This is a genomic window from Novosphingobium sp. BL-S-33 (assembly GCF_056857025.1).
The window spans coordinates 2,000,559-2,019,355 of record NZ_CM166475.1 but is presented as its reverse complement, the minus strand read 5'-3'; the positions used below and the strand labels follow the sequence as shown (position 1 = coordinate 2,019,355).

The 18,797-nt window shown below is 62.6% G+C and carries 13 protein-coding genes and 1 pseudogene; 10 read left to right on the top strand and 4 right to left on the bottom strand.

Annotation, left to right across the window (positions count from 1 at the left end):
* Positions 1–22: 22 nt before the first annotated feature.
* Positions 23–1,129, bottom strand: a complete 1,107-nt coding sequence (locus AC1VVM_RS25335) for an amidohydrolase family protein (RefSeq protein ID WP_482957377.1) — start codon at positions 1,127–1,129, stop codon at positions 23–25.
* 157 nt (positions 1,130–1,286) lie between these two features.
* Here AC1VVM_RS25335 and AC1VVM_RS25330 point away from each other — a divergent pair, with 157 nt between their 5' ends.
* The 8 genes and pseudogenes from AC1VVM_RS25330 to AC1VVM_RS25295 all read left to right on the top strand — a co-directional run bounded on the left by AC1VVM_RS25330 (position 1,287) and on the right by AC1VVM_RS25295 (position 11,625).
* Positions 1,287–3,374 (top strand): glycoside hydrolase family 36 protein, encoded by a 2,088-nt coding sequence (locus tag AC1VVM_RS25330; protein ID WP_482956930.1) that lies wholly within the window; start codon positions 1,287–1,289, stop codon positions 3,372–3,374.
* Entirely contained in the window at positions 3,371–4,288 is a 918-nt protein-coding gene (locus AC1VVM_RS25325) for an EamA family transporter (RefSeq protein WP_482956929.1), read from the top strand. Before AC1VVM_RS25330 ends, AC1VVM_RS25325 begins: the two co-directional genes overlap by 4 nt.
* 72 nt (positions 4,289–4,360) lie before the next feature.
* On the top strand, positions 4,361–5,656 hold the full coding sequence (locus AC1VVM_RS25320) for a D-tagatose-bisphosphate aldolase, class II, non-catalytic subunit (protein ID WP_482956928.1): 1,296 nt from the start codon (positions 4,361–4,363) through the stop codon (positions 5,654–5,656).
* On the top strand, positions 5,649–6,791 hold the full coding sequence (locus AC1VVM_RS25315) for an SIS domain-containing protein (RefSeq protein ID WP_482956927.1): 1,143 nt from the start codon (positions 5,649–5,651) through the stop codon (positions 6,789–6,791). The genes AC1VVM_RS25320 and AC1VVM_RS25315 overlap by 8 nt, the downstream gene beginning before the upstream one ends.
* A complete protein-coding gene (locus AC1VVM_RS25310; protein WP_482956926.1) occupies positions 6,788–7,720 on the top strand; it encodes an N-acetylglucosamine kinase in 933 nt (310 codons plus the stop codon). The genes AC1VVM_RS25315 and AC1VVM_RS25310 overlap by 4 nt, the downstream gene beginning before the upstream one ends.
* Positions 7,721–7,996: 276 nt before the next feature.
* Positions 7,997–8,149: pseudogene (locus tag AC1VVM_RS25305) on the top strand (IS5/IS1182 family transposase); the annotation flags it as partial.
* A 204-nt stretch (positions 8,150–8,353) separates the two neighbouring features.
* Positions 8,354–10,069: a CocE/NonD family hydrolase gene (locus AC1VVM_RS25300; protein ID WP_482956925.1), complete on the top strand. Its 1,716-nt coding sequence runs from the start codon at positions 8,354–8,356 to the stop codon at positions 10,067–10,069.
* Between the two features lie 104 nt (positions 10,070–10,173).
* The gene (locus tag AC1VVM_RS25295; protein WP_482956924.1) at positions 10,174–11,625 is read left to right on the top strand and encodes an LVIVD repeat-containing protein; all 1,452 of its coding nucleotides are present in this window, start codon (positions 10,174–10,176) and stop codon (positions 11,623–11,625) included.
* A gap of 294 nt (positions 11,626–11,919) precedes the next feature.
* Here AC1VVM_RS25295 and AC1VVM_RS25290 read toward each other — a convergent pair whose 3' ends face one another.
* Positions 11,920–13,038 (bottom strand): zinc-binding dehydrogenase, encoded by a 1,119-nt coding sequence (locus AC1VVM_RS25290; protein WP_482906467.1) that lies wholly within the window; start codon positions 13,036–13,038, stop codon positions 11,920–11,922.
* Between the two features lie 440 nt (positions 13,039–13,478).
* On the opposite strand from AC1VVM_RS25290, the gene AC1VVM_RS25285 reads away from it, so the two are divergent.
* Positions 13,479–13,700: a hypothetical protein gene (locus tag AC1VVM_RS25285; RefSeq protein WP_482956923.1), complete on the top strand. Its 222-nt coding sequence runs from the start codon at positions 13,479–13,481 to the stop codon at positions 13,698–13,700.
* A 277-nt stretch (positions 13,701–13,977) separates the two neighbouring features.
* Here AC1VVM_RS25285 and AC1VVM_RS25280 read toward each other — a convergent pair whose 3' ends face one another.
* Both AC1VVM_RS25280 and AC1VVM_RS25275 read right to left on the bottom strand, forming a co-directional pair.
* Positions 13,978–16,386 carry a glycoside hydrolase family 2 TIM barrel-domain containing protein gene (locus AC1VVM_RS25280; protein ID WP_482956922.1) on the bottom strand — a complete coding sequence of 803 codons (2,409 nt, stop codon included), beginning with the start codon at positions 16,384–16,386 and terminating at the stop codon, positions 13,978–13,980.
* Positions 16,387–16,601: 215 nt separating this feature from the next.
* Complete coding sequence (locus AC1VVM_RS25275) at positions 16,602–18,089, bottom strand: cytochrome P450 (protein ID WP_482956921.1); 1,488 nt, start codon at positions 18,087–18,089, stop codon at positions 16,602–16,604.
* On the opposite strand from AC1VVM_RS25275, the gene AC1VVM_RS25270 reads away from it, so the two are divergent.
* Positions 18,060–18,599: a TetR/AcrR family transcriptional regulator gene (locus AC1VVM_RS25270; protein ID WP_482956920.1), complete on the top strand. Its 540-nt coding sequence runs from the start codon at positions 18,060–18,062 to the stop codon at positions 18,597–18,599. The two genes, AC1VVM_RS25275 and AC1VVM_RS25270, sit on opposite strands and share 30 nt — an antisense overlap.
* Positions 18,600–18,797: the final 198 nt, after the last annotated feature.

Genomic DNA, 18,797 nt, shown 5'->3' with positions numbered 1-18,797 from the left:
GCGGCGTCACTGTCTGCGGCCGTTATGCCTTGATCTGGAAGAACTTTCTGGCGTTCTTCCAGTAGATCTTGTCGATCACGTCGCTGGGCAGATTGAGACCCACCGCATCAGCGTTGATCGCATCGACACGCTGGCTGAGCGGCGTTGCCAGATAGCGCCAGTCGGCCCGCCAGACTTTGTCCGCCTCGCCCGGAAAATCATCGGTTGCGGGCGGATTCTGGGCGCGCGCCGCCGGGTCTGGCGGGCTGTCGGTCAGGTCCGTTCCATAGAGGATGCGGTCCTGGTACTTGATGAAAAAGGCGCGGACTTTGGCGACATCGGCGTTGGACTGGACCTGAAGATTGGACAGCCGCGCGGCCAGATCCACCACTGCCTTGGGATGGGCATCGAAGAAGCGCGCCAGTTCATCGATGCTCCATTCCAGACTGGCCATGTGCGCCCCGTCGAACGCCAGCTTCGGATGCCGCGTCACGAACCGATCACGCGCCGCCATCAGCGCCTCGTAGCTCGGCTCCTCGGGATGGAGGTACATGTAGTACTCGGGGTGCTCACGGAAGTAGCTGCGGTCGTTGTCGGTGGTCATCTGATCGAGCGGAAGCCAGCAGTTCTTGGGCTCAGCCTGATGCGCGATCAGCGGAATTCCGCGCTCTTCCAGATGCGCGATGACCCCATCGAAGCGCGGATCGTCAAGGAATACCCGCTTGCCATCGGCATCCCGGGCAACCATGCCGATGTTCTTCCAGACCTTCACCGCCAAGGCCCCGCGCGCCACGGCCGCATCGATCAGGGCATTGGTGCGCTCGGTCCAACCCGGCGTTCCGAAGCCCTCCATCGGAAATGTCGTGGCGAAATGGAAAACCTTCGGATCTTCCTTGCGCATCGCCCCGGAAATCGAAGCCTGCAGAAGCAGCGGCGGGAAATCGGGATAGTCGACATTGATCGACAACACCTCGAAACCATCGCGGCGCGCGAGGTCGATGAAGCGCGGATCGTCGACGTTGGCGTGGACATGCGCATCGAACTTGGCGACCCGCGCGAAGTCGGCCTCGCTGTAATGCCGGTCAGCTGCAGCAGATGCGGCGCCTTCGCTTGCCAGCGCTATGCCTGCAAGAAGCGCCCATTTGACCATTTTATGCAAGATTGAGCCCTTTTCACACGAAAACGAAAGAAAACGCATTCATAAATTGCGTTTTTGGTTTGCATGCGGGGTTGCGCTGGTGCAAGCTTTTTCTCGAGGGGCGGTTCCGGCTCGAACCGGACGTGCGCACCATCAGGAGAGAGAGGATATGCAGTTGAGCCCCGTTACCCGCCGCGCGGCCCTTGCCCGGCTGATGGCCGGCGCCACGTTTGCCGCCGCGAGCGGGCCGATGCTGTCGGGGCAAGTCTGGGCGGCGACTGCCTCCACCGTGAAGCTGACCGATGGCACCCTGACCATCGAGTTCGACGCGGCCATGCGTTCGCGCCTGCTGTTTCGTGACCGTGAGATTGCGCCCTGGGCGGCCGCTGATGCGCTTTTCTCGCTGGAAGGCGCCGCTTTCGACCGCTTCGTGCGGCTCGACCAAAGCGAAGCCGCTGTGCCCGGAGGCCGCCGCCACGTCCTGCGCGCCACGGCGGGCGGTACGCTGGAGCAGGAGATCGCGATCACGTTCCTCGATCGCTTCCCCGGCCTTGCGATCTATGACGTGCGCTACCGCAACACCGGCGACGAGCCGCTGCCCTTGTCCGCCTGGCGTCTGGCCATGCACGACCTGCAAAATCACCCCGATGGCGCCTGGAGCTTTGCGGGCGCATCCTATCCCGATCGCCGCGACTGGGTGCAGAAAGTCGGCCCCGGCTTCGAACAGCGCAACTTCATGGGCATGAATGGCTCCGACTATGGCGGCGGGACGCCGGTCGCGGTTGCTTGGCGGCGTGATGTCGGGCTGGCGGTGGGACATCTCGAAACCGTGCCCCGCCTCGTCGCGCTGCCCGTTTCGGCGCAGCCCGGCGGCACGCGCATCGGCATGACCGGTGACGCACGTGAGGTCCTGTCCCCCGGCGCCTCGCTGGCGCTGCCGAGCGCTTTCGTGATGGCGCATGAAGGCGACCATTTCCGCCCGCTCGACGCCTATCGCCAGCTGATGGCCGATCGCGGCCTGAAGGCACCGGCGATCCCGGAATCGAGCTACGGCCCAATCTGGTGCGCCTGGGGCTATGAGCGCAAATTCACCCCCGAACAGATCTATGGCGCGCTGCCCAAAGCGAAGGAAATCGGCTTCGAATGGGCGGTGATCGACGACGGCTGGCAGGTCGCGGATGGCGACTGGCGCGTCGATCGCACCCGCTTCCCGCGCGGCGACGCCGACATGAAGGCCTTCGCCGGTCGCATCAAGGCCGACGGTATGCGCCCCCGCCTCTGGCTGGCGCCGCTGGCGGCCGATCCCGGCACCCCGCTGCTGCGCGACCATTCCGACATGCTGCTGCTTGACCGCGACGGCGCCGCGCAGAACGTGACCTGGTGGAACGCCTTTACGCTGTGTCCGGCCTACCAGCCCACGATCGATTATTTCCGCGGTGTCGTCCGCACGATCATCGGCGAATGGGGCTTTGAGGGTCTCAAGCTCGACGGCCAGCACCTCAACGGCGTCGCGCCCTGCCACAACCCGGCCCACAACCACGCGCGGCCCGAGGAATCGTACGAGAAGCTGCAGGATTTCTGGAAAGCGATCTACGACGAGGTCATGGCAATCAACCCGCAGGCGGTTGTCGAGATCTGCCCCTGCGGAGACAGCTTTGCCTTCCACAATATCCCGGCGATGAACAACACGCCCGCCTCGGACCCGACCTCTTCCTGGCAGGTGCGATCGAAGGGTAAGACCTTCAAGGCGCTGATGGGGCCATCCGCACCCTATTCGGGCGACCATGTCGAACTGACCGAGACCGGCAACGATTTCGCATCGACCTACGGCATCGGCGCTATCCCCTCGACCAAGTTCACCTGGCCGGAGGACACGCCCACACCGTCCGAGCCGCTGCCACCCGGCGGGTTCAAGCTTACGGCCGAGAAGGAAAAACTCTGGCGCAAGTGGATCGACCTCTACCGTGAAAACATGCTGGCCAAGGGCACCTACCTTGGCGGGCTGTACGACATCGGCTTCGACAAGCCCGAGGCCCATGCGATCGCGAAGAACGGTGAACTGCACTACGCCTTCTATGCCGAAAAGTGGGACGGGCCGATAAGCCTGCGCGGGCTGGAATCGGGACGATACAGCCTGACCGACGGCTTCACGGGGCAGCCGCTGGGCAGTGCCACGGCAAAACAGAACACGATCGCCGCAAAGTTCGAGCGGTTCCTGCTCGTCCGCGCCACTCCGGCCAAGGAAGCCAAGGCATGAACACTCTTACCGCACCGTCGAACCGGGCCTGGCTGGTCAACGCCCTCGTCACCGTGGTGCTCTGGGGTATCTGGGGGGCCTTCTCCGGCCTGTCTCCCCAGCACGGGTTTCCCGAGACGCTGGTCTATTGCGTCTGGGCGCTGACGATGATCCCGCCCGCTCTGGTAGTTTTGGCGCAGGTACGCTGGGCGCTGGACGTTACGCCGCGCGCCATTGCCTTTGGCCTTGCGGTGGGTCTGCTGGGGGCCGGCGGACAGATGGTGCTGTTCTACGCCGTCGCGCGCGGGCCAGCCTATCTGATCTTCCCGATCATCTCGCTCTCTCCGGTGGTGACCATCGCGCTGTCCTTCCTGCTGATGCGGGAGCGGACCGGCAGGCTGGGCGCGCTGGGCATTGTACTGGCCCTGCTGGCCCTGCCCACGTTCGACTTCGCGCCCGGCGGCAGCGGCGCCGCTTCTGCTGCGTGGCTGATCCCGGCGATGGTGGTGATGCTGTGCTGGGGCGTGCAGGCCTACTTCATGAAGGCCGCCAACAATGTGATGTCGGCAGAAAGCATCTTCGTCTACATGACGATTTCCGCCCTCGTGCTCATGCCCGCAGCCTGGGCGATGACCGATTTCACGCACCCGGTGAACTGGGGCTGGGACGGTCCGGGTCTGGCGGCGGTCATCCAGGTCCTCAACGCAGTCGGCGCGCTCACGCTGGTTTTCGCCTTCCGCTACGGCAAGGCGATTATCGTCGCGCCGCTCTCGAATGCGGGGGCGCCGCTGGCGACTGCACTGCTGTCGCTCGCGGTGCTGGGCGTCATGCCCGGCCCGCTCAAGAGCCTGGGCATCGGCCTCGCGCTGCTCGCCTCTCTGCTTCTCGCCATCGAACCCGACGCTGAAGCCGAAGACGCCATTCCTGCGGAATGATGGTTTCGATTAGTTTCGATTAGTTGCGTTTTAGATTTCGCTACGCTAGCCGTGATTGCGAAAGGAAGCGATGTGAAAGCGATTCGAGATATCGTGCTGCGGCACAAGGCGGGCGAACGCATCGGCGTGACTTCGGTATGTTGCGCGCATCCGCTGGCGATCGAGGCGGCGCTCCGCCACGCTCTGGGAACCGGTCAGGAAGTTCTCCTTGTCGAGGCGACCTGTAACCAGGTGAACCAGGAGGGTGGCTACACCGGAATGACCCCCGCCGATTACCGCGACTTCGTGCGCGAAATTGCCCGACGCGTGGGTTTCCCGCTTGATCGTCTGGCACTGGGCGGCGACCACCTCGGCCCCAATCCCTGGACTGCGCTTCCCGCTGCCGAGGCCATGGAGCGTGCCGAGGTCATGGTTGCGGCTTACGTCCGTGCCGGGTTCGGCAAGATCCATCTCGACTGCTCGATGAGCTGCGCGGACGATCCCGTGCCGCTGCCCGAACGCACTATCGCCGAGCGCGCCGCACGTCTGTGCCGCGCAGCGGAAGACGCCTTCCAGCCCGGCAGCGAGAACGGGGCGGACGACGCGCCGGTCTATGTCATCGGCACCGAAGTTCCCGTCCCGGGCGGCGCTGCCGAGGATCTTGAGGAACTGGCCGTCACCGATCCGGCAGACGCCATTGCCACCGTCGCGATGCACCGCGACCTGTTCGCGGAAGCTGGTCTGTCCGCCGCGTGGGACCGCGTGATCGCCACCGTCGTCCAGCCCGGGGTCGAATTCGATCACGACAAGGTGGTCGACTATCGCCCCGAGTGCGCCGCCAACCTCAGCCGCGCGATCGAGCCGATTGCCGGGCTCGTCTACGAGGCGCACTCAACCGATTATCAGACCGCCGATGCGCTCTCGGCGCTGGTGCGCGATCATTTCGCGGTGCTCAAGGTCGGACCCGGCGTGACCTTCGCGCTGCGTGAAGCGCTCTGGGCGCTCGATGCCATCGAGGCGGAAACAATCCCCGCGTCCGGCCGCGCCGCCTTGCGCGAAGTCGCGCTCGATCGCATGCATGCAGAGCCCGGCAACTGGCGCAAGTATTACCATGCAGAAGGCGCGGCGCTGAACCTGCAATTGCAGTACAGCCTCTCGGACCGCATTCGCTACTACTGGCCGGACGAAGAGATCCTTGCCGCGCAAGAACAGCTGTTCGCCAACTTGCGCGCTACGCCGCCTTCCCTGCCCTTGGTCAGTCAACACCTGCCACTCGCTTACGCAGCCGTGCGCAGCGGCGACGCCACACTCGACCCAGCCGATCTTGTTCTGGCGCACATAGCCGCCACTCTCGATGCCTATCATGGAGCTTGTCACCCCAATGCCTGACGCACCGCTGGCTCCCGAAATGCCGGGTCACGACGCCGAACCCTGGACTCGCCGCGAAATCGCGCAGCAGCCGGAAACGCTGCGCGCCACGCAGGCGATCCTGAACGCCGAAAAAGCCGCAATCGAGGCCTTCGTTGCGCCGCTCCTCGCCAAATTCGGTGTCAGGATCGTGCTGACCGGTGCGGGCACCTCGGCCTTCATTGGCGAGTGCCTCGCGCCGTGGCTCTCCGGCCTTCTGGGCCGATCGGTGGAAGCGATCGCGACGACCGACATCGTCAGTTCGCCCGCGCTGTACCTGCGCCGCCACGAGCCAACGCTGCTAGTCTCGTTCGGCCGTTCGGGCAGCAGCCCGGAAAGCGTGGCCGCTGCCGATCTGGTCGACGCGCATGTCGATGATGCCTACCACCTCGTCATCACTTGCAACGCCGAAGGTGAACTGGCGCGCCGCGTTGGAAGCAACATGCACGTCGTCGTGCTGCCCGAGGCGACGCACGATCGCGGTTTCGCGATGACGTCGAGCTTCAGCGCGATGATGTTCGCTGCGCTTTCGATCCTGAGTGGTATCGATATCCTCGACGACCGTATCGATGCCATCGCATCCGCCGTGGCCGAAACGCACGCCCGGAGCCTGCCGGTGGTCACGGACCTGGCCGCGCGCGGTTTCCGCCGTGTGGTCTATCTCGGCAGCGGACCGTTCAAGGGGCTGGCGCGCGAGGCCGCACTGAAGCTGATGGAATTGAGCGACGGCGCAGTGGTGACCGCGTTCGACACCGCGCTCGGCTTCCGACACGGCCCGAAGACGATCATCGATGCGCAGACGCTGGTGGTGGTCTTCGTCTCGAACGACCCGCTTACACGCCTCTACGATCTCGACATCATCGCCGAACTGCGCGCGGATGGCCGCAGCGGTGCAGTCATGGTGGTCTCCGCCAATCCGGACGACAACGCCGAGGTCGCAGTGCCCGGTCTGTCCCGGGCAGCGGACGCGGATTTGCTGTTCCCGTTCATCGTTCCCGCACAATTGTTCGGGCTGGCAGTTTCGCTGGAGCTGGGACTGACGCCGGATCGCCCGAACGCCAGCGGCACCGTCAATCGCGTGGTGCAGGGCGTGCGGATTCACGCGCAGCCCGCATGAGCCAGAGCCTTTTCCTTGGCGTCGACGGCGGTGGGACCAAGACCGAGTTCGTTTGCATCGATGCAGCAGGGCAGGTCCTTGCCACTGCATTGACGGGGACGACCTATCATCTGCAGGTCGGCTTCGACGAAGTCGTGCGGCGCTTGGAATCCGGCCTCTCGCAGGTCTGCACAGCGATCGGCACGCCGCGCGAGGCCATCGGCCATGCCTTCTTCGGCCTGCCAGCCTATGGCGAGGATCGCGCCATCGACCCGCGCCTTCATGCGGCATGCGGAGAGGTGCTCGGTCATAGCCGCTATGTGGTCGGCAACGACATGATCTGCGGCTGGGCCGGTTCGTTCGGCGGCGAGGACGGTATCAACATCGTCGCCGGAACCGGCTCGATCGGATATGGCGAGCGTCAGGGCCGAACGGCCCGGGTCGGCGGTTGGGGCGAAGTATTCAGCGACGAGGGATCGGCCTACTGGATCGCCATTCAGGGTCTTTCGCTGTTCACGCGCATGAGCGACGGGCGCACCCCTCGCGGTTCGCTGCACGAGAGGATCGTCGCGGCGCTCTCGCTTGAAGACGACTTGGACCTTTGCGGGCGGATCATGGGACCCGAAGGGATGGGTCGCAGTGAAATCGCCGGTCTTGCGGGGCTGGTCTCCGAGGCGGCTGTTGCCGGCGACCATGCGGCGCAGGCTATCCTCGACAAGGCGGCACGGGAACTGGCCGACATGGCGACGGCGCTTCGCACGGAACTGCGATTCCCCGAAGGCGAGGCTGTTCCGCTTTCGTGGTCGGGCGGTGTGCTGAGCCGGGAAGCCCGGGTCCGGGACGAGTTTTTGCGTATCGTCCGCGAACGGGGGTTTTCACCTAGCGAGCCTCGGTTCGCGCCAGGATATGGGGCGGCGCTGTATGCACGGAAACTGGCTGAGCGGAAGTAAGAACCTGACCTGTTTGTCGGCCACCTGATCACTGCGGCAAAATTTGGGGTTCGATCCAGCGCGCTGCCCTGCTGGAGTTCCACCGCCCAAGCTCTGAGATAGTTGGAATGCCGCATCGATGCGGCATTCCCAACCAAACGGCAGCTAAGAGCAGGCCGATGCCTTGGGGCAGTTGCGCAGGTGTGCGAACAGGCCGTTTTGCCGCCAGCTGGCTTCTGCTTGTTCTGCGCCCCCTTGGACGAGCGCCCGCGTTGCGTCATTCGTAAAGCTGAGCAGATGGCACGTCTGTCGCCGTATTTCCCCAAGAGCCTTGGAAAGCCAAGGGTTGATGACAGACGAGTGCGGAACGGGAGCGGGATCATCCTCGTCAACCGGAACAGCCTGCGCTGGCGGGATGCACTCAGGGAATACAGACCGCTCAAGACACTGTAGGCCACCGCACGGCTTCCATCCTCGGGGGGCAAAGAGGATCTCGGACGACTGATCGGAAGGACCGAGGGCGGCACCGCGCTCTTCCGGCTGTGATCAAAGAGGCCAGAGCCTGACACAGGAAGGCTTGCAAAAATCCAGAGCAAAGTTACCAACTGTTCAGTATGTCAATTGCGGCAGGCAAGATGCTGCATTTGGGAGTAGATGGATGGTTGCTTCGCCCTTTTGGAACGCCAGTCGCGTTCGCACGCGCGAGACCTTGGCATGATTGTGCAATATGTCCTGCGCGGCATCGCAGGCCGCCTGCTTAAGCTACCTCCCAGAACGAACACCATCCGAAGGGAGAAGGCGCTAGGGATCCCCATGCGCGATGGCACGACACTGGTTGCCGACCGCTATTTTCCGGCCAAAGGGAAGGCCCGCGCGACTGTCCTCATGAGGAGCCCCTACGGGCGCGGCTTCATTATCGGATTTTCGGCAGCCTTGCTCGCTGAACGGGGGCTCAATGTTGTCGTCCAGAGTGTTCGGGCCACTGACGGATCGGGTGGAGAATTCGATCCGGTCCGACAGGAACGCGATGACGGCGTAGACACAGCGCTCTGGGTTCGAGACCAGCCCTGGTTCGGGGGCAAGCTTTACCTTTTTGGTGGCAGTTACCTCGGCTTCGTTGCCTGGGCCCTTGCAAGCGAACGCCCCGACCTCGTGGACGGTGCGGCGCTCACCGTGACCTCTTCTAACTTTGCGCAAGCGCTGCGTGAAGGAGGCGGGCTCGCACTCTTCACCGCACTCAATTGGACCAGGCAGATGCATGACAGCATCAGTACGGGCAAGTCCCCCTTCTTCGGCGGCAAGATGCTTGCCGCGTCGGCCTTTTCGCACCTGCCACTGGGTTCGATCGACAAGAACGCATTTCAGGTGACGAACCGCTGGTGGCAGGACTGGGTTGTACATGATCCCGATGACCGTTGGTGGGAGGCGATGGACTTCTCAAGCGGCGTGACACTTCTCGACACGCCCGTCCTGCTTGTCGCCGGTTGGCAGGATCTATTCCTGCCATACCAACTCGACGACTTTGCGGCACGCCAATCCGCCGGCCTGCCAACCTGGATCACGATCGGCCCTTGGGAACACGGCGGGCCATCCGGATTGTTCGAGGGGCAACGCCAGTCAATCGAATTCCTGACCAGCCTTGCACAAGGAACATCCGCAATCCCGCTAGAGCGGGCACCGGTAAGGCTTTACGTCCAGGGCGCTGGCGAGTGGCGGGAATACGAGCAATGGCCACCCCATTCAGGCGCGCCGCTTCGAATGCATCTTCATGCAGACGGCGGTCTTTCACACAATGCCGCTGACGCGCACGAGGGGTTGACGCACTACAGGTACGACCCCTCCGATCCTACGCCTTCGCTCTACGGTCCCGTCACGGTCCCGGCAAAATCGCGCGACTTATCCGCTTATGACACGCGCAGTGACCGGGCGAAATTCACCTCGCCGTCGCTCCGGAAGGATTTCGAGATCATCGGCACGGTGGACGCCGAACTTTATGTCCGCACGAGCAGCCCTTGGGCGGACTTCTACGTCGCATTTTGCCAAGTGCACGAAAACGGTTCGGCCATCCATATCTGCGACGGTTACGTTCGCCTGGACGAACATGATTCACCCGCGGACGCAGATTGCGTGCGCAAGGTCACCGTTCGGTGCTGGCCGACCGCATGGTTGTTACCTGCAGGCGCCCGCTTGCGGATCTACGTCACCAGCGCCTGTTTCCCGCGCTATGCGCGCAACTGTGGCACGGGCGAACCTCTCGCGACAGCTACGCAGATGGCAGCAAACGACGTCGAAATCCTGCATACGCAGGATCACCCCTCGTGCCTCGTACTCCAACCATCTGACGGGATGCCGCCGGTCTTTGCAGACTGAAAAGCTCGCAGCCGCTCGCGGCGGGAGAAGACTGATTTAACAACCTGAGCGGAGCAGGCGATCGAGTCGCGGTTTCTAAAACAATAGTACTTCAGGGAGCGGAAATGATTAAAAGACTGATATTAGCAGTATCGCTGCTGGCTCTTGGCGGGCATCTATATGCGGCATCAAGTGTTCCGATGGTTAGCACACCCGACAACCTTGAGAGAGGCAAGCAGGGCGAACTCCTTGCTGGAGAAGCCAAGATCCTGCCGCAGCCCTATTCCATGGGCGTGAACGTCATCGGTCACAATTCGCTCGATAACCGGATCGGCAATCTCAACATGACCTGGTCAGGACGATGCGCCTATATATCGAGTGGCGGGATTCTGGAGCCATCCGGCGTTCTCAAATTCCTGCCGCACGATTCCACATCCGGGATCGCTGTCATCGACGTGGCCAATCCCGCCGCGCCCAGGCTGGTGCGCTACCTGCAGGACAAAGGATCGATCGATGCGACCGAAACCACGGACGCTGTGACGCTTAAGGGGCGCGCCGTGCTTGCGGCAAGCAACTACGGCGGCGTCGCAGGGATCAATGGGCCCAAGGAGGGCTGGCTCGCCCTTCATGATATTTCCGATTGCGCCAACCCCCGCCTCCTGTCGGAGACGAAATGGCCCGAACCCGTGCACATGCTCACCCTGTCGCCGGACGGCCGCTATGTCTACGGAACTGTCCTCAATCCGTTCACCGGTACTGGCGGCGTCGAGATCATGGATATCTCGGATCTATCCAAACCGCGTTTCATCGGAAAGTTCGAGGTCACGCGCCAGGACGGCACCAGCTTTGAATTTGCACCGCACGGCCTGGCCTTCAGCGCCGATGGACGGCGTCTCTATGCCGGTACTACGACATCGCAAGGCGGCGATCTGGTGCCCGACATCGTGAAAGCCAAGTCGCCCATGGCCTTCCTCAATGGCGGGAATGACGCCGGCGGGATCTACGTCCTCGACAACAGCGATTTCGTGGATCACAAACCCGATCCGAAGCTGCGGTTGATCGGCACCGTGCTTCATGCCGGCTGGCATAGCCCTGTTCGCGCAACGATCGGCGGCAAGCCCTATCTGGTAAGCGCGAATGAACTGGGCGCCTGCCCGGGAGCCTGGCCGCGCATCACTTCCATCGCAGATGAGAAGAGACCGCACATCGTCGGCGAATTCCGCCTTGCAATGAACCGGAAGGAAAACTGCCCGAGCGAGGCTGCACGCGCTCCGGGCGTGCCTCCAAGGCCCGCCGATGCGGCAAGCCATTTCCAGGATGTCGACAGTGCGACCAACACGCGGCTCGGTCTGTTTTCATTCACATTCGCCGGATTGCGCATCGCTGATTTGCGCAATCCCGCCGAGCCGAGGGAAGTCGCCTATTTCAAGCCGGGCGACCCGTGCATGTCCCACGTACGGTATGTTCCGCAGACCGGACACATCTGGTTCGCATGTGCCTCAAGCGGCTTCTATGTACTGGCGTTGAAGCCCGAGCTGCGCAAGAAACTGGGCCTTCCTGTGATAAAATATAATTAATAACAGCGTGTTAAAGGAAATCCCTATCTGATATTGCGTTACAGCGGATTCGTTCCACTCGGTCTGCTGTGGCTCTACGCTGCGCATCACGATGCGCACGCAATTTGGTCGTTGAGCTGTTCGCCTAGCTGGCAAGCGTCCGCCACTTGGCCAAAGCGGCCGAGTGGCGGATCTTGTATGTCTGCCTGACAGCGACACGACGGTCCCGATTATGGCTAGGATTGCGGGCTTTCTGCTGGACAGCATCAGACGAAAAGTGGACGAAGATTCCGTTCCAGAGCGCGAAGCCGCCCTTCACCCAAGCCGTGGATCTATAAGGAACTTCTCTCCGGTTGCCTTGCGCTCGTAGCGGCACAGGACGTCCGGTTGCAACGCCTGCGCCAGGCCGATGACCTGGGTATACCGGCTGGCGAACGTCGTCGTGAGTTCGGCCAATACGCGCGCTCGCAGCCGGGCAGCGACGTCCGCCCCCGCCTTTTGCAGGAACGGAAAGAGCAGCCAGCCGCCGGCAGACCATTGAAAGCCGAACGTCATGCGGTTGAGTGTCGTCGGTGCAAGGTCGAGCGCGCCATAGATGTAGAGCTGCTTGAACGTGTCCGAGCCATAGCGACTATAGCTGCTCGAATTATCCACCGCGGCGCGTTCCATCGCGCTCAGGATGTCGCTGCCCAATGCGCCGCCGCCAATGGCATCGAAGGCGATCGTTGCGCCGGTTTCCCGGATCGCAGCGGTGAGCTCCGCGGTGAAGTCCTCGTCCCGGCTATTGACGACATGCTGCGCGCCGATATCGCGCAGGATCTGTGCCTGCTCCGGGGAGCGCACCACATTGACGAGCGCAATTCCGTCCGCAAGGCAGATCTTCTGGAGCATTTGGCCAAGGTTCGAGGCGGCGGCAGTGTGGACCATGGCTTTGTGACCTTCCCGGTGGGCCGTCTCGACAAAGCCGAGAGCCGTCAACGGATTCACGAACATAGCCGCGCCGTCAGCGGCGCTGGCACCTTCCGGAAGCACGACGACATCGCGCGCGGCGATCCGGCGATAGTCGGCGTACATTCCCCCGCCGATCATGCCGACAAGCTTTCCCTCCAGAGCCTTGGCATTACGGCCGGCGGCGATCACTGTCCCGGCGCCTTCGTTGCCAATCGGCAACGACTGACCGATCCTTCCGCTCACGCTGGGAAGGCGACTCTCCGGCACTTGTAAACGAAGGCTGCCGCGATCTGCGGGCTCCAAGGTGGTGATATCGGCCGGGCCGAGCAGAAGGCCGAGATCGCTGGGATTGATGGGAGCCGCTTCTATCCGTACGATCACTTCGTCGTCTCCCGGCTCACCGAGAGCGACACTTTCCAGCGAAAGCGCCAAGGTTCCGTCCTGATCGATACGGCTCCGCATTTCGCGATTGGTCAGCGTCATCGTGCTCTTCCTTGGTTAGTTTTCGAAACTAGCCGAGCGCAACGGGCTTGCAACTGCTTCCAGACAGACCGCTCGCCCGGCAGGTCAGACGCCGCGAGGCAATCCGCCGCCAAGCAGCTATTCACCTATTTGTCGCGGCCCGATCGAATTTTTGGTCACGCTTGGAAGCGGGCGTTCTGGCGGGAGAGCGGTTATAGCAGTGCTATTTTCCGCCTTACCGAAAACCGCTTTGCAGCCAAGAACAGCGCCCAAACGGCAGTCGCCCAGCCAAGGTCACGGAGTAGGTCTGCCGCAATCGGCAACATCAGGTGTTCGCCCACCGGTTCAATTGAAAGCAGACCCTTGGGATCAGGAATGCCGGGACTGCAACCCAAATTCGAAACCACGGCCGCGCTATGGCCTGCTGAAACATAGAATAAATCGGACACAAAGAACGCGGTATGACCGGCGTCATATTCTCCGGCATGGCGGAGGCGATCAAAGGTCACAACGGAGCGTCTGCCCGAATTACCGATAATCTCTACCTGAAAATTGCAGTGAATCGACGGCCGATCTGGCATGCCGATACCTGTTCCGGGCTCAACTTTCTGTTCGAGGTTCAATTCGAACCGATCATGGAAGCGGAGGCTTGGGCCTTTGTTGACGAGATGAAGGATGCTTGACCGGCCGCGTTGCGGCATTGGCTGAACGTCACTTCCGCCCGTGCCGGGATATACCGCATAAGAGGCAACGAATAAGGCTACGGCAAGAGCGGGTGGGCCCAACCCAACAAGTCCCAATTGGCGTATCTGCATGACCGATAACGTATCGCACCACGCCATGTCAGCAACAGCGGCGCACGCCGCCAAAGCGGTTCTGGGTTAAATCTCCGTAAGGCTGACCGTCCAGTTGGTCCGGCCATGGTGCCGAACACCCGCCCCGCCGTGCGGATACGCGCTGTCACTTTGTCGCTCTCAGATCCACGGTGCCTTCCTTCAGCCCCTCGGCCGTGGCGGTGACGGTGAAATGGCCCTTGCCCGTTCCCCGCACCAGGGCGACGGCGAGACCGTCCTGCGCTGCGCGGTCGGGCGAAGGGAAAGGGGTATGATCGACCGAGGATCCATTGTCGGTCGCGATCAACTGCCCGGTGCCCTTGACCGCGAAATGCAGGCGATTGTTCGCGGAAGGCACGGTGACGCCGTTCGCATCAACCACCCGCGCGCGGACATAGACCATGTCGTCGAATGCGGAGCCGACGGTCGGCGTATCCGGCTTCAATTCGATGCGGACGGGTTTCCCCGCCGTTCGCAGGCTGTCTGAAACGGTCTCGCTACCGGGATCGCGGCAGGTGGCGCGCACCTCCCCCGGCACATAGCGCACGGCCCAGCGCCGAGGAGAGGCATCCGCGTCGATCGGCAGCGTACCCAGCGAGCGACCATTGAGGAAGGCCTCGACCTGTCGGCAATTGCTATAAACCTCGATCGTCTCTTCGTGCGGACTGCGGTCCTGCGGCGTCCAGTCGTCGAACAAGGCTACCTTGGGCTTGGGCGTCGCCACGGCGATCATGGTCGGCAGGACGGGCTGGTTCGGACCGCCCGCGCCATCGGTCGACGGGCCAGCCGCAGCAGGATCGGCATTGCGCACGACATGGACCACGGGTCGATCCGACCACCAGCTTTCGCGCTCCATCCCGCTGATCTTCTGGCGCCCGGTGCGATCGAGGAGTCCGGCCGGATTCTGGATATTGGGCCAGCCGGATCGGTTTGCCTCGCCCAGATAATCGACGCCGGTCCACAGGAACATGCCCGAAAAGGGCGCATAGTCGCGCACCGGCACCCAGTTGCTGCGGTTAAGCGCATTTTCGGTGCCGATGATGCTGCGTTTCGGGTTCTGCTTGCTCGCCGCGATCAGTTCATTCTCGCGGTAATTCTGGCCGACCACGTCCAACATGTCGGCCAGCCCGTTGTCGTAATCCTTGGTCACGTTCGGCCGGAACAGCGCCATCGTTACCGGCCGTGACGGATCGGCGGCATGGACGATGTCCAGGATGCTGCGCAGCGCGGCCTTGGCCTGGACCGGATAGGCGGTGTCATGGATTTCGTTGCCCGCGCTCCACAACACTATGCTGGGATGGTTGCGGTCTCTGCGCACCATGTCCAGCGTGTCGCGCTTGTGCCAATCGCCGAAGAAAAGGTGATAATCTTCCGGCGTCTTGGCGACATTCCATTGGTCGAACAGTTCGTCCATTACGATCAGCCCCAACTCGTCGGCCAGGTCGAGAAATTCGGGGCTGGGGACATTGTGCGCGGTGCGGACTGCGTTGACGCCTTGCGCCTTGAGCGTGGTCAGCCGCTGGCGCCAGACGGCCAGCGGGACGGCGGCTCCCACCGCGCCGCCATCGTGATGAAGCGCCACGCCCTTCAGCTTGAAGTTGCGGCCGTTCAGCCAGAAGCCGGTCGCCGGATCGAACCGGGCTTCGCGCACGCCGAACCGGACATCCTCATTGTCAAGCAGCGTGCCGTTGGCGGCCAGCACGCGAACGGAGGCACGATAGAGCGCCGGGTCGTTTACATCCCAGCGGCGCGGGCGAGGCAGTGCAACTTCGACCGGCAGGATCGTGGTCCGTCCGGCCGCGATGCTGGTGGCCGGCGACACCGTGTGCGCGACTTCGCGCCCATCCGGATCGGTCAGCCGGAGTTCGATCTTCACGTGGGTGGCGGCGGCGGTGTCATTTTGCACATCCGTGGTGACCGCGATTGTCGCTCGATCGTCGCTGATCGCTGTCGCCCGCAGATAGGCGCCGCCTTGCGGGATATGGACATCGTCTGTCTCGATCAGGCGGACGTGCCGATAGATGCCCGATCCGGTGTACCAGCGTGACGAGGGCGCGGCGGAGGTATCGGCGCGGACGGCGATCACATTGTGGCCGTCCGTGCGCAGATGGCGCGTCATGTCATAGCGCTGGCTGACATAGCCCATCGGGCGATAGCCGATATGATGGCCGTTCACCCAGACGCCACTGCGCTCCATGATGCCGTCAAATTCGATGAAATAGCGCCGTCCCGGCTGCGGCGTCAGGTCCAGCCTCTTGCGATACCAGGCAACTCCGCTGGGCAGAAAGCCATTCTCTCCTGCGGCCTTGGCATTGGGGTCGAACGGGCCCGCAATGGCCCAGTCATGCGGAACGGAGACAACCTGCCAGGCTGCATCATCCAGCGTTGGCGTTTCGGCGCCTTCAGGATCTGACTGGATGAAGCGCCAGCCGTCCGGTAACGGCGTAACCTCACGTGGAGCAGCCTCGGCCACGCCGATCGATGCCAGGGTTGTTGCAAGCGCATAGAATATCGACTTGATGCCTCTCTTGCGCACCCGCGTTTCCTCTCCTGACACTCTCCTGTCGACTGGGTACTGAAGTTCCCGCTATTTGCAATACAGTTTCATTATACGGTCTATCAGCACTTCGGCCTGGTGAGCGGAAAGGCGAGGATTGACCCTTTGCCCCTAATCCAAAATGTGAACGTCTTGCCGCGGCCGGTTCCCAGCGCCTCGGCACCGATCCGGCCAGAGGCAGAGCTGGAACAGCGTCAACGCGCTTCAGGGTCGAGGCCGGCGTCGGCTGTGGCCGGGGTGAAGCGGATCGGCAGCGTCTCCAGCCCCCATACTCCGGGAAAACGCCGCCAAGTCGGCTCGCCGGCCAGCTGCGGATTCTTGAGCCGCTGGGCGATCAGGTGAAGGCCTTCTTCCAGCTGGAACCGCGCGAGATGAAGGCCTAGGCAGATGTGCGCCCCCTTGCCGAAGGCGAGGTGATGCTTTGCCGCTTCTCGCCCCGGGCGGTATTGCATCGGGTGGTCGAAGGCTCGCGGATCGCGCCCCGAGATATTGAGCAGGAACATCAGATGCGTGCCCTTGGGGATCAGCACATCCTGGTAGACGATGTCCTCGAGCGCGATCCTCGGCGGACTGCTGGGGCTCGAATGGCGCAGCCCCTCCTCAATTGCGAGCGTGCAGAAGTCCCGGTCACGCGCGCAGCGCTCCCAGAGACCGGGTTGCTGAAACAGAAGCAGCGCGGTCATGCCTAGCTGGTTCTTGGAAGTGTCGTAACCCGCCGCGAATAGGAAGAAGAGCTGCTCGCAGACCTCCTGGTGCGATAGCACGCCGGCATCCTCGGCCCGGATCAGTTCCTGCAAGAGGTCGTCGCGAAGCTCGCCGCTGGCGCGGCGCTTGGCAACCAGATCGGAATTGAATGCCATCATCATGGCATGGGCCTTTTCCATCTCGGGCAGCAGCGAGCGATCGAGACTATAGCTGAGCCCTTGCACCTCCAACGCCCACTTGATCTTGGGAAGATCGGCAAGGTCGGCGCCGATCAGGCCGAACATCACCGCCACCGGAAAGTTGGAGGCGAATTCGGTGAAATCGAATTCTCCCTTGAGCGCCCAGTCATCGAGCAGCGTCGTCACCACCTCGCGGATGAGATCGACGTGATCGGCGATCCGGCGCGGCTTGAAGAAAGGCTTGAGCGCATCGCGCATGCGCTTGTGGTCGGCGCCGTGGCGGGCGATGAGCAGCGCCTTCATGAAATCGCCCCACGGTGTGTCGGTGGCGCCCATGATCTCCACAACGTCGTCGGTGGCGATATGCAGCTGGTCGTCCATCTGCATGAGGTCGCGAATCTCGCGGTGCCCGTGAACGATATAGCCGTGCGTGAACTTCGCGAGCCACGGATGCTGCTCGCGCGCTTGGGCGAACCAAGGCTCGGGATCGGCACCGAACGCGCGATCCTCGATCGGCAGGTTCGTCAGCGACAGTTCGTGGATGCTCGCAGTCACGCTCTCTCCTCGGTCGCCGGTGCCTGGGCCCATGCTGACCAGTTGCTTAGCATTGCCGACCATTTGATTAGCAGTAATGGTCTTGTCAATCTGTAGGCGGTGGTGCGTTCTTGATTTTGACGTGGCCAAGAATACGCATCGGATCGGAGATAAGGGAAAATGGCGATAAACCGACGGATCGGCGCCGAATCTTCTGCAACAAGAGCGTCGCTCATGGATGCGGTGGAAGCCGTCATGCGCCAAGATGGCTATGCCGCGCTGACCGCGCGGCGCGTTGCCGAGCGCGCTGGCCTGAAGCACCAGCTCGTCTTCTATTATTTCGAGAATATGGATGAGCTGGTGCTCGCCACCTACCGCCGGCACATCGATCGTTACCGACATGTCATGGATCAGGCCCTGCGCTCGGACCGGCCGCTGCACGCCTTCTGGGCGGCGAATTCGAATTCACACGATGCCGTGCTCAACATCGAATTCATGGCGATGTCGAACCACAACGAAGTGGTACGTGCGGAGACGGTTCGCTTTGGCGAGGAATTTCGCAGGTCCAGCCTCAATCAGGTCGTCCCATCGCTTGCGGTTCCAGGGCAAGGGACGACGGATCTGCCTGCCGCCGCCGTGATGATGGTGATCAACTACATCGGCAACTTGCTTGGGTTGGAAACCGCGATCGGAATTTCAGGCGCCCACGACGAAATCCGGACATTGGTGGACTGGTGCGTCAATGAGCTGGAACCGCATCATGACGCTCACTAGGGGACGCGCAACTACAGCCATTCGGCCTTGCTCGAGTTGATCGCGTGCTGCCCGCAACGCTGAGAGCTGGCTCGCGTTCAAAATAACTGCCGTTGGATTCGGGCGAGCTGAATGAATGACCGCTTCGCCCGATCAAGCGTTGGTAGCGGATTCACCAGATCGCCCGACGCCACGGCCGCTACGGTCCTAGAAAGTCAT